11 protein-coding genes are annotated in these 11,073 nt (G+C 66.9%); 3 read left to right on the top strand and 8 right to left on the bottom strand.

From position 1 onward, the window contains the following. Positions 1 to 92 precede the first annotated feature (92 nt). On the bottom strand, positions 93 to 536 hold the full coding sequence (locus TVH25_RS18695) for a transcriptional repressor (RefSeq protein WP_169620224.1): 444 nt from the start codon (positions 534 to 536) through the stop codon (positions 93 to 95). A gap of 79 nt (positions 537 to 615) precedes the next feature. After that, a complete protein-coding gene (locus TVH25_RS18690) occupies positions 616 to 1,200 on the bottom strand; it encodes a TetR/AcrR family transcriptional regulator (RefSeq protein WP_206036645.1) in 585 nt (194 codons plus the stop codon). 83 nt (positions 1,201 to 1,283) lie between these two features. On the opposite strand from TVH25_RS18690, the gene TVH25_RS18685 reads away from it, so the two are divergent. Next, positions 1,284 to 2,426, top strand: coding sequence for an MFS transporter (locus TVH25_RS18685; RefSeq protein WP_422425165.1), 1,143 nt, complete (start codon positions 1,284 to 1,286; stop codon positions 2,424 to 2,426). Positions 2,427 to 2,436: 10 nt separating this feature from the next. On the opposite strand, the gene TVH25_RS18680 is transcribed toward TVH25_RS18685, so the two are convergent. Then, positions 2,437 to 3,462, bottom strand: a complete 1,026-nt coding sequence (locus TVH25_RS18680; protein ID WP_422425163.1) for an LLM class flavin-dependent oxidoreductase — start codon at positions 3,460 to 3,462, stop codon at positions 2,437 to 2,439. A 134-nt stretch (positions 3,463 to 3,596) separates the two neighbouring features. Between TVH25_RS18680 and TVH25_RS18675 the strand changes: the two genes are divergently transcribed. Further along, complete coding sequence (locus TVH25_RS18675) at positions 3,597 to 4,223, top strand: class I SAM-dependent methyltransferase (RefSeq protein ID WP_422425162.1); 627 nt, start codon at positions 3,597 to 3,599, stop codon at positions 4,221 to 4,223. Positions 4,224 to 4,340: 117 nt separating this feature from the next. Here TVH25_RS18675 and glnA read toward each other — a convergent pair whose 3' ends face one another. Then, positions 4,341 to 5,777 carry a type I glutamate--ammonia ligase gene (glnA, locus tag TVH25_RS18670; RefSeq protein WP_169620220.1) on the bottom strand — a complete coding sequence of 479 codons (1,437 nt, stop codon included), beginning with the start codon at positions 5,775 to 5,777 and terminating at the stop codon, positions 4,341 to 4,343. Between the two features lie 210 nt (positions 5,778 to 5,987). On the opposite strand from glnA, the gene TVH25_RS18665 reads away from it, so the two are divergent. Continuing rightward, positions 5,988 to 6,464 carry an RDD family protein gene (locus TVH25_RS18665; RefSeq protein ID WP_422425160.1) on the top strand — a complete coding sequence of 159 codons (477 nt, stop codon included), beginning with the start codon at positions 5,988 to 5,990 and terminating at the stop codon, positions 6,462 to 6,464. A gap of 78 nt (positions 6,465 to 6,542) precedes the next feature. On the opposite strand, the gene TVH25_RS18660 is transcribed toward TVH25_RS18665, so the two are convergent. The 4 genes from TVH25_RS18660 to sucB all read right to left on the bottom strand — a co-directional run. Continuing rightward, positions 6,543 to 7,283, bottom strand: a complete 741-nt coding sequence (locus TVH25_RS18660) for a DUF4191 domain-containing protein (protein ID WP_169620218.1) — start codon at positions 7,281 to 7,283, stop codon at positions 6,543 to 6,545. A gap of 78 nt (positions 7,284 to 7,361) precedes the next feature. Next, entirely contained in the window at positions 7,362 to 8,372 is a 1,011-nt protein-coding gene (lipA, locus tag TVH25_RS18655; protein WP_422425158.1) for a lipoyl synthase, read from the bottom strand. A gap of 55 nt (positions 8,373 to 8,427) precedes the next feature. Next, complete coding sequence (lipB, locus tag TVH25_RS18650) at positions 8,428 to 9,207, bottom strand: lipoyl(octanoyl) transferase LipB (protein WP_169651807.1); 780 nt, start codon at positions 9,205 to 9,207, stop codon at positions 8,428 to 8,430. A 145-nt stretch (positions 9,208 to 9,352) separates the two neighbouring features. After that, positions 9,353 to 11,073: 2-oxoglutarate dehydrogenase, E2 component, dihydrolipoamide succinyltransferase (sucB, locus tag TVH25_RS18645; protein ID WP_422425157.1), on the bottom strand; the 1,721-nt coding region annotated here is incomplete at its 5' end.

The raw sequence follows: 11,073 nt of genomic DNA, 5'->3' as shown, positions 1-11,073 counted from the left end.
GGCGATGGGGCTGCGGCTTGGGGGAGGGGACTGCCGGGTTTTCGCTTTCGGACACTGCGGGTTCCTTCCGGATCTGGGTGGATCGGACAGATTCAGGGCTGTGGTCGCGAAGCTGCCGATGAGGAGCAGCCGGGGCACAGACCCCAGAAGACGACCTCGGTTTCGTCAACGGCGAAATCGCCGTCGTCGTACCCGGTGAGACAGGGTGTGTCACCGGTCGCGCTGTTCACGTCTGCAATGACTCCGCACGCCCGGCAGACGAGATGGTGATGGTTGTCGCCGACGCGGGCCTCGTACCGCGCATGGGATCCCGACGGCTCGATCCGCCGGAGCATCCCCCGTGACGTCATCGCGTGGAGTACGTCGTAGACGGTCTGGCGAGAAATGCCGGGAAGCGCGGTGCGCACCGTGTCGAAGATCGTCTCGGCGTCGGCGTGCGGGTGTGTACCGGCGGCGTCGAGGACAGCGACTCGCTGGCGCGTTACGCGGAGACCTGCTGCGCGCAACTGCTGTGCTGCTTCCCTCGAGGTGGGCACCAGACCACTATGACCCACGTTTCTGGAATGAGTCGCGATTTCGGCCGATCCGTCGCGCAAGCAGCCCGCGCGGTCGCGGTCAGCCCTGGCTGTGGACCCGGACTGCCGCAGCGGCCAGTCGGCGTCCGGTCTCGATCGGCGCCGCCGGCCGGCCGCGGAGGAACGCTACGAGGGTGCCGTTGTAGGCCATGAGCACCTCGTCGGCGAGATCCTGGGCACGTGCCCCGGCCAGAGGACTGGAGAAGTGCAGAAGCCGGGTGGTGAGCAGTTCGGTGTCCGCGGAAAGGATCCGGCGGATGTCGTCCGTCGCGTCGGGAAGTTCGGTGGCGGTGGCCAGGAAGGCGCACCAGCGCCCGGGAGCGCCGCGTGTGTCGCGGTAGTCGGCAAGGGCGTCGAACAGTGCCAGCAACCGCGACGTGTCGTCGTCGGCCGCGATGATGTGCTGGTCCCATACGGCCTGCCAGTCCGCCAGCCGAAGCCGCAATACCTCGGCGACGAGTGCGTCCTTGCTGCCGAACTGCGCATACAACGTCGCTGCCGAGACTTCGGCGCGTCGCAGCAACTCGTCCACGGACGTGGCGCGGATGCCGCGGTCGAACAGCATGCTCTCGGCCGCGTCGAGCAGTCGGGTGCGTGCGGGGGATCGCTGGGCTACGGACACCATCCCACTGTAACGCTCGTTCTGACAGAGGCTCCGTTTCGGAGTACTGTAACGAGCGTTCTGGTTCCGGCTCGGTCGGAGGTGCGATGCGAACCCTCGTGGTCAGCGGCATGGCTCTGATCGCGGCGACCTACGGGTTGGCGCGCTTCGGCTACGGACTCTTCCTCCCACGCTTCACCGAGACCTTCCAGATGGGCTCCACCCTCGCCGGAGCCGTTCAGGCGGGAAGCTTCCTCTCCTATTGCTGTGCGGCTCTGACTGCCACGCGTCTCGGTGCGCGCCCCCGCCTGGTCGTGGTCTGCGCCGGATCGACGGCAACCGTGGGAGCCGCAGGCGTTGCGCTGGCACCGCACGTCGGCCTCTTTGCGCTGGGCGTGATCGTCGCCGGGGCAGGTGCCGGGTTCGCGACTCCGGGGCTCGTCACTCTCATCGAACGCAACGTCGCCGCCGCGCGACAAGAGAACGCGCAGACCGTCGTCAACGCCGGCACCGGCGCCGGAATCGTCGTCGCGGGCATCCTTCTGATCCTGACCGCTGGGCACTGGCGTGTCGGATGGCTGGTCATCGCGCTCGCGGCCGGGCTCGCAACGGTCGCAACTCTGCGCGCCGACCGGTCGACGCCGCGTCGCCGTCGGTCCGCTCGTCCGTCCCGGGTGAAAGCCGACGACGTGGCTGCCCTCGCCCGTCCGCTCGTGGGCGCGACGCTGGCCGGTGCGTCGAGCGCCGCGATCTGGACCTTCGGGCGCTCGGTGATGGCCGATTCCGGAGCAGGCGACGAGACCTTGTCCATCGCGGCCTGGATGGCCCTCGGGGCATTCGGGATACTCGGCGCCGCCGCGGGGAAGATCGTGCAGACCTGGAGCCTGCGAGTTGCCTGGGTCGCCACGACCGCGGTCATGGCGACAGCGACCGTCCTTCTCGGGGTGGCTCCCGGCATACCACCCGCCGCGTACGTCTCGGTGGCAGCGTTCGGGGCGGGCTACACCGCGATGAGTGGGGTCCTCATCGTCTGGGCGGTGCGGGTGGTGCCGGATCTCGCCGCCGAGGGGACTGTCGTGCTGTTCATCGCCCTGGCTGTCGGGCAGGCGGCCGGTTCGGTAGCGCTCGGAGTGCTGCTGGGAGCATCACCGGTCCTCGCCTTCGTAGTTGCCGGCGCGCTCGGGATCCTCGCCGTGCTGCCGGCGGTCCGTGACCCCGCCGCAGCAGGGTCGAGGCGCGCGACGCAGTGAGTGTGGGGGGTCACCTGTCGGTGTCGCTCCGGAACGCGGGGATCACCTCGTTCGCGAACAACTCCGCGTATTCCATGAACCTTTCGGCGGGCAGTCCGGCGGGCATCATCATCATGAAGTGCTCGAAGGGCATGCGGTCCTGCATCTTCCTGAACTTGTCCACCGCCCGGTCGGGTGTGACGATCTGCAGAATACCGCTGCGCTTGAACTGTTCGAGACTCATGGGTTCGAGCACCGGGTCGCTCATGCCGATGGCCTTGTCCTCATCGAGCCAGGCACCGTAGCTGTTGTTGATGTAGTGGTAGTGCGGCGCGAGTTCCTCCATCGCCTTGTCCGGGTCGTTCGCCACCGCGAAGAACAATCCCTGGATGCGGATTCCACCGCCCGCGGGGTCCTTTCCCCGTTGCCGCAGTTTCTCGGCGTAGAGGTCGCTGAACTCTTCGTTGCCGAAATAACCGTCGGCGTACTTCGCCACCCGTTCGAGTGCCTTGTCTGCGAAACCCCCGATGTAGAGCGGGATCCGTCCACCCACCGGTGGCGGCATGATCTTCGCGTCCTTCGCGGTGAAATGCCTGCCTTCGAAATTCACGGTCTCACCCGCCCACAAAGCGAGCACGATGTGCAGGAACTCGTCGAATCGCCGCCCACGCGTGGAGAAGTCGAGTCCGAGCGCCTCGTACTCACGACGCCGGTAGCCGAGCCCGAGGGCCATCTCCACGCGACCACCCGAAATGATGTCGAGGACCGCCGCGTCCTCCGCGAAACGGACGGGGTGGTAGAGCGGCGCAAGTGCGACCGCCGACCCGAGCCGAAGAGTCGTGGTGCGCGCAGCGATGGCCGCGAGCGTCAACAGCGGTGAAGGTTGGTAGCCGTCGTCGGCACCGTGATGCTCCGGAACCCATGCGCCGGTGAAGCCGACGCTCTCCGTCCAGGTGATCACGTCGAGCGTCTCGGCGTAGAGGTCACCCCACGGACGCTCCCACGCGGGAGGGTTACGGAAGTCGTAGAGATAGCCGAAAGTCAGCTTGCGAGTCATCGGGAGTCCCCTCACACCTGGTGGAGTGAGCACCATATGGCAATCCTCTAAAGGATTACAAGACTTGCCTATGCGGGGGTTCGTCCGGTACGTACAGCGAGCAGATACACCGACCCATCACCGATGATGGCGGTATGGAGAACGCGAGCGTCCCCGCTGTCGACACAGTCCGCGAGTCGTACTCGGCCAGATCCCAGGAGTATGCGGATCTCTTCGGCTCCGCGGCGTCGGCGCATCCGTTGGACCGGGCGCTGATCGGCAGCTGGGCCGACACTGTCTCCGGTCCCGTGCTCGACGCCGGATGCGGCCCGGGTCAGTGGACGGATTTCATGGCCGGGCGCGGACTGGCCGTGAGCGGCGTCGATCTCGTTCCCGAATTCGTCGAGCGCGCTCGTGAGCACTATCCGGATCTCTCGTTCGGGGTCGGCACCTTGGACGCACTGGACATTGCGGCGGAGTCGCTGGGAGGTGTGCTGTCCTGGTTCTCGCTCATTCACCATTGCCCGCGGGACATCCGGACTCCGCTCGCCGAATTTGCGCGCGTAATCCGGCCGGGCGGTGGGCTTTTGGTGGGCTTCTTCACGGGACCAACCCTCGAGGCCTTCGAACATGCTGTGACAACCGCCTATCGGTGGCCTGCCGCCGAACTCGGCCATGAGTTGGACAGGGCCGGCTTCCGGACCGTGGAGACACATACACGCACCCGGAACGACCACAGGCCCCTCGCCGCGATCGCCGCGATCAGAAAGACTGCAGGATAACGAAACTGGTCCGCTCGCCCGACGTGGGGCAAGCGGACCAGTTCTCGAAACTACCGCGGAAGTCTTGCTGACGACACGCTCCCAGGGGAGTGTTCGGCCGTCAGCGCATCACGAGACTCAGCAGTCGAAGTACAGCTGGAACTCGTACGGGTGCGGGCGCAGGTTGACCGGAGCGATTTCCTGCTCGCGCTTGAGCGAGATCCAGGTCTCGATCAGATCGGTGGTGAACACGCCACCCTCGGTGAGGTACTCGTGGTCGGCCTCGAGGCGGTCGATGACCGCGTTGAGCGACGTCGGAGCCTGCGGGATGTTCTTGGCCTCCTCCGGCGGAAGCTCGTAGAGATCCTTGTCGACCGGAGCCATCGGCTCGATCTTCTTCTTGATGCCGTCCAGGCCGGCCATCATCTGCGCGGCGAAGTTCAGGTACGGGTTACCCGAGGAGTCGGGCGCGCGGAACTCGAGGCGCTTGGCCTTCGGGTTGTTGCCCGTGATCGGGATACGGACCGCGGCCGAACGGTTGCGCTGGCTGTAGACGAGGTTGATCGGCGCCTCGTAGCCCGGCACCAGACGGTGGTACGAGTTGATCGTCGGGTTGGTGAACGCGAGCAGCGACGGCGCGTGGTGCAGGATGCCGCCGATGTACCAGCGGGCGAGGTCGGACAGACCCGCGTAGCCGGACTCGTCGTGGAACAGCGGCTTGCCGTCCTTCCACAGCGACTGGTGCACGTGCATGCCCGAGCCGTTGTCGCCGAAGAGGGGCTTCGGCATGAAGGTGGCGGTCTTGCCGTTCTTCCACGCGGTGTTCTTGACGATGTACTTGAACAGCTGCAGGTCGTCGGCAGCCGAGAGCAGCGTGTTGAACTTGTAGTTGATCTCCGCCTGTCCGCCGGTGCCGACCTCGTGGTGGGCGCGCTCGAGCTCGAAGCCCGCGAGCTGCAGGTTGGTGGAGATCTCGTCGCGCAGGTCCACGTAGTGGTCGTACGGCGCAACGGGGAAGTAGCCGCCCTTCGGGCGAACCTTGTAGCCACGGTTCGGGGTGCCGTCGGCGTTGTAGTCCACACCGGTGTTCCAGGCGCCGGAGATGGAATCGACCTCGTAGAACGAGCCGTTCATCTTGGAGTCGTAGGACACGGAGTCGAAGATGTAGAACTCGGCCTCGGCGCCGAAGTACGCGGTGTCGGCGATGCCGGTGCTGACCAAGTACTCCTCGGCCTTGCGCGCGACGTTGCGGGGGTCGCGGGAGTACGACTCGCGAGTGAAGGGGTCGTGGACGAAGAAGCTCACGTTGAGCGTCTTGGCGGCACGGAAGGGATCGATGCGCGCAGTGGTCACGTCCGGAAGCAGGAGCATGTCCGACTCGTGGATGGACTGGAAGCCACGCACGGACGAGCCGTCGAAGGCCAGGCCGTCCTCGAAGACGTCCTGATTGAACGCCTTCGCCGGGATCGAGAAGTGCTGCTCGATGCCGGGCAGGTCGGTGAAGCGGATATCCACGTACTCGACGTTTTCGTCCGCGATGTACTTGATGACCTCTTCGGCCGTGGTGAACGCCACGCTTGTGCTCCTTCAGTCGGTGCGCGCCATGGTGCTGGGGCGCCTGCGTCGGATCAGACGGTATGGACCTGGTGTTGCCCGCCCATCAAACCTATGTTTCGACGGTGTTACGGCTCGCATTGCCCCTGCTGTCAGGGCAGAAACGTGGTAGAGGTCACCGCCGGTGCATGGGATCATGGTGATCCGCAGCGACCAGCCTATCCTGGACGTATGGCACGTATGACGGGCAGTTGGCTTTCCGGACCTTCCGCGGCGCTCCCGAAGGGGCAGCAGGAAGAGCAGGCGTACTCCGGCGAACTGCTCGGCCTTCCCCAGCACGGATCCGGGTCTCTCGTGTCGACGGCGCGCCGCGTGCTGGCACTGTCGCTCGACTGGTTCCTGTCGATGGCGATCGCGGCGAGCCTGGTCGGCGAGAACCCGCTCGAAAGCTCCCGCCTCTCGGGATACACGTTGATCATCTGGTTCGTCGTCGGCGTCGTGACCGTCGCGCTGTTCTCGTTCACCCCCGGCCAGTTCCTCGCCGGCGTGCGAGTCGCTCGCGTGGACGCGCCCGTCCGGGTCGGTATCGTCCGGGCGCTCGCACGCCAGATGCTGATCGTGTTCGTCGTCCCCGCGACCGTCACCGACGTCGACGGCCGCGGCCTGCACGACCGCGCGACCGGTACCGCGATCGTCCGCGCCCGCTAGACGTCCCTGACCGCACCGAAAAGCCGCCCCGATCAGTGGATCGAGGCGGCCTTTGCGTGGAACGGAGGGAATGCGGGGTCAGCGGCGACGGATCGTGCGCTGCACGCTGCGCATCTTCGCGCCGGCGGGCAGCGGACCCTTCGGCATGGCCGGTCCGGTCTTCTTGGTGCTCAGCGCCGAGAGACGACCCTCGATGGTGTCCATGCGCTTGGTGTCGATGTTGCGGGGAAGCTTCGACAGGTGCTTCTGGAGCTGCGAGAGCTTGACCTGTCCTTCGTCGTTTCCGACGATCACTTCGTAGATCGGCGTGTCGCCGACGAGGCGGGAGACGCGCTTCTTCTCCTGAGCCATGAGGCCCCGGACCCGGCCGGGGTTGCCTTCACCGACGAGAATCACGCCGGGGCGGCCGATGACGCGATGGACCGCGTCGAGCTGCGTCGTCCCGGCGACCGCCTGGGTGACGCGCCATGCGCCCTGAAGGTTGTCCAGTGCCCAGGCTGCTGCGCCGGCCTGTCCGTCGGCCTTCGTGTACACCGACTTCTGGACGCGGCGCCCGAAGATGATGAACGCGAGAAGCACGCCCACGAGAATTCCGATGGGCAACAGGAACCACTGGATCCCGAAGATCAAACCGATGAGGAAGAACACGACGATCGATGCGACGAGCGTCCCGATCATCCACGGAAGGAGAAGCTTGTCTTCCTTGCGCTGAATCTGGAACGCCTGCCACAACTGGCCGCGACGCTCCTTCGACGCCTGCTTCCGTGCGGCTTTCGCCGCAGCCTTCGCTTCCTTGTCGCTGCTACTGCCCTTGGCCATACCCACAAGGATACGGCCCCGGTGGTGGCGCATTCGCCACCACCGGGGCCGACCGGACAGCGTCGCCGATCCGGAGCGTCAGCTACCGAATCGGGCGAGGACTGCGCCCGCCTCTTGCGATGCGGTGCCTTCCTCGGCGAGGTGCGCCTGTGCTGCGGGCAGTTCGCGGCCGTGATGGGCCATGGCCTGCGCGTAGAGACGGCCGGCGCGGTACGACGAGCGCACCAGCGGACCGGCCATCACGCCGGCGAACCCGATGGAGCGGGCGGTGTCGGAGTGCGCTACGAACTCTTCGGGCTTGACCCACCGCTCGACGGGATGGTGCCGCGGCGACGGCCGCAGGTACTGCGTGATGGTGATGATGTCGCACCCGGCGTCGTGCAGGTCGTGCAGCGCCTGGGTGACCTCCTCGGGCGTCTCGCCCATTCCGAGGATGAGGTTCGACTTGGTGACGAGACCGAATTCGCGGGCCGCGGTGATTACGTCGAGCGACCGCTGGTAGCGGAAAGCCGGGCGGATGCGCTTGAAGATCCGCGGCACCGTCTCGACGTTGTGAGCGAGCACCTCGGGACGGGACTCGAACACCTCGCGCAGGAGGTCGGGCTTGCCGTTGAAGTCGGGGATGAGGTTCTCGACACCGGTGCCGGGGTTGAGTTCGTGGATCTGCCGCACGGTCTCGGCGTACAGCCACGCGCCGCCGTCGGGGAGGTCGTCGCGGGCAACGCCGGTGATCGTCGAGTATCGAAGGCCCATCGCCTGAACGGATTCGGCGACACGGCGCGGTTCGTCACGGTCGAGTACCGCGGGCTTGCCGGTGTCGATCTGGCAGAAGTCGCAGCGCCGCGTGCACTGTTCACCACCGATCAGGAACGTCGCCTCACGGTCTTCCCAGCATTCGTAGATGTTGGGGCACCCGGCCTCTTCGCAGACCGTGTGCAGGCCCTCGCGTCGTACAAGGCCTTTGAGCTCGGTGTATTCCGGGCCCATCTTCGCCCGGGTCTTGATCCAGTTCGGTTTACGTTCGATCGGCGTCTGAGCGTTTCGGGTCTCGATCCGCAGCAGTTTGCGTCCTTCTGGGGCCACAGTCACGTCCTCGATCGTACGCCCGCGCTCACACCGTGACCCTGTCGGGGAGCGCCGCCGGTCAGAACTGCACAGTGGTGAATTCCGGGGCGCGTGAGGAGCCTTCGGCCGCGGCGGCGGCTTCCTCGAAGGTGACCCGGTCGATGTCGGATGTGGTGACGGGAATCCGTCCGTCGAGCGCATCGAGCACGGCCTCGGTCACCGCCGGGGTGACGTCGTCGATCGTGATCTCCCTGCCGAGTTCCCCGGTCAGTGATGCGACACCGGCGTCGCGGATTCCGCACGGCACGATCGAGTCGAACGCATCGAGTGTGGAATTGCAGTTGAGCGAGAAGCCGTGCATCGTGACGCCGCGCTGCACGCGGATCCCGATCGCAGCGATCTTCCGCTCGGGCACCCACTGCCCGTCGCGCAGTCCCCCGGGCAGCCATACCCCGGAGCGTCCCTCGATGCGGCCACACGTCAGTCCCAGGTCGGTGCACACCGTGATGAGTGCCTGCTCGATCCGGCGTACGTACCCGACGACGTCGATGGGCTCAGCGAGTTTGATGATCGGATATCCGACAAGCTGGCCGGGACCGTGCCAGGTGATCTTTCCGCCCCGGTCGACATCGATGACGGGGGTGCCGTCGGTGGGACGGTCGCCGTCCTCGGTGCGCCGGCCCGCGGTGTAGACCGCGGGGTGTTCGAGCAGCAGCAGGGTGTCGGACCCGGTGCCGTCGGCGCGGGCGTTGAGGATCTCCCGCTGCCGCTCCCACGCCTCGAGGTACCCGATCGACCCGAGATGCACCACGGTGACCGGCGCGGTATCGGAACGGGCGGACGCGGTGGGGTTGCTCATGTATCCGGACTTTACGCCGGTCGGGTCGAAGCGGAACGGCCCGTACCGCCACCGCACGACGAAAAACGGGGGCGCCGTCGTGATGACCGCGCCCCCGCTATCGGTGGAGCACGAACGTGATCTTCAGCCGATCACAGACCGAGGATCACAGACCGAGGTCGGCCTCGAACGCGGCTTCCTCGAGACGATGCTTGATCGTCGTCAGGAACCGGCCGGCATCGGCGCCGTCGATGAGACGGTGATCGTAGGTGAGCGGCAGGTAGCACATCGACCGGACGCCGATCGACTCGTTGCCGGTCTCGTCGGTCACCACCACGGGGCGCTTGACGATCGCGCCCGTACCGAGCATCGCGGCCTGCGGCGGCACCAGGATCGGGGTGTCGAACAACGCGCCCTGGCTTCCGATGTTGGTGATCGTGAACGTGCCACCGGCCAGCTCGTCGGGCTTGAGACCGCCGCTGCGCGTGCGCTTGGCGAGGTCGGCGATGGCCCGTGCGAGCCCTGCCAGCGACAGGTCGCCGGCGTTGTGGATCACGGGGGAGAGCAGACCCTGCTCGGTGTCCACGGCGATGCCGAGGTGTTCCGCCGCGTGGTACGTGATCTCCTTCTTGCCCTCGTCGAACGACGCGTTGACGTTCGGGTGCGCACGCAGGGCCTCGACGACAGCCTTCGCGAAGAACGGCAGGAACGTGAGGTTCACGCCCTCACGCTCGGCGAACGACTTCTTCGCCTGGGCCCGCAGCTGGGCGATCTTGGTCATGTCGACCTCGAAGGTCTGCGTGAGCTGCGCCGTGGTCTGCAGCGACTCGACAGTCTTCTTCGCGGTGATCTGACGGATCCGGTTGACCTTCTGCGTGGTACCGCGCAGATCGGCCAGTTCGGGACGCACACCCGGTGCGGCACCGGACGGTGCGGACGGAGCGGACTTCGCGGGAGCCTTCTCCTCGGTGGCCGGAGCCTTCTTCGCCTCCGCGGCGGCCAGCACGTCCTGCTTGCGGATTCGGCCACCGACACCGGTGCCCTTGACCGTCGCCAGGTCGACATCGTTCTCCGCGGCGAGCTTGCGCACGAGGGGAGTGACGTACGGGCTGGACCCGTTCGACGAGTCGCCGGACGAGGACGCGACAGCCTGCGGAGCCGGAGCCGACGCGGCCTGCTCGGCCTTCGGAGCGGCCGGCGCGGGCTTGCTCTCGGCAGGCTTCTCGGCGGCCTTGGGAGCCTCCTGCTTGGGAGCCTCCTGCTTGGGAGCCTCCTGCTTGGGCGCAGGCTTCGCCTCGGGTTCGGCGGGCTTCTCGGCGGGGGCTTCGGTGCCGATGACGGCGAGCTGTCCGCCGACCTCGACGGTGTCGTCCTCCTGTGCGGTGATCTCGGTGAGGATACCGGCGACGGGGGACGGGATCTCGGTGTCGACCTTGTCGGTGGAGACCTCGAGGAGGGGTTCGTCGGCGGCCACTTCGTCGCCGACAGCCTTGAGCCACCGGGTGACGGTGCCTTCGGTGACGGACTCGCCCAGTGCGGGCATGGTGACCGGGGTGCCTTCGCCGCTGCCACCGGAAGCAGCCGGAGCGGACTGCTCGGGCTCGGACGGCTCCGACTCGGACGGCTCGGGTGCCGCTTCCTCGGACGGAGGCGTGGAGGCAGGCGCGGCGGCCGGCTCTTCCGCCGGCTTCTCCTTCTCGGCGGGGGCCTCGGTGCCGATGACGGCGAGCTGTCCGCCGACCTCGACGGTGTCGTCCTCCTGCGCGGTGATCTCGGTGAGGATACCGGCGACGGGCGACGGGATCTCGGTGTCGACCTTGTCGGTGGAGACCTCGAGGAGGGGTTCGTCGGCGGCCACTTCGTCGCCGACAGCCTTGAGCCACCGGG

This window comes from Rhodococcus sp. 7Tela_A2, assembly GCF_049311045.1.
GTDB lineage: Bacteria > Actinomycetota > Actinomycetes > Mycobacteriales > Mycobacteriaceae > Rhodococcus.
Note: the sequence above shows the minus strand (reverse complement) of the source record. Positions and strands in the feature narration are given on the sequence as shown.

What these genes read in the sequence shown, in the direction of transcription:
- TVH25_RS18690 (WP_206036645.1), bottom strand. Translation starts at nt 1,200, where the DNA reads ATGGTGTCCGTAGCCCAGCGATCCCCCGCACGCACCCGACTGCTCGAC.
- TVH25_RS18660 (WP_169620218.1), bottom strand. Translation starts at nt 7,283, where the DNA reads ATGGCCAAGGGCAGTAGCAGCGACAAGGAAGCGAAGGCTGCGGCGAAA.
- lipB (WP_169651807.1), bottom strand. Translation starts at nt 9,207, where the DNA reads ATGAGCAACCCCACCGCGTCCGCCCGTTCCGATACCGCGCCGGTCACC.
- TVH25_RS18675 (WP_422425162.1), top strand. Translation starts at nt 3,597, where the DNA reads ATGGAGAACGCGAGCGTCCCCGCTGTCGACACAGTCCGCGAGTCGTAC.
- TVH25_RS18685 (WP_422425165.1), top strand. Translation starts at nt 1,284, where the DNA reads ATGCGAACCCTCGTGGTCAGCGGCATGGCTCTGATCGCGGCGACCTAC.
- TVH25_RS18680 (WP_422425163.1), bottom strand. Translation starts at nt 3,462, where the DNA reads ATGACTCGCAAGCTGACTTTCGGCTATCTCTACGACTTCCGTAACCCT.
- TVH25_RS18665 (WP_422425160.1), top strand. Translation starts at nt 5,988, where the DNA reads ATGGCACGTATGACGGGCAGTTGGCTTTCCGGACCTTCCGCGGCGCTC.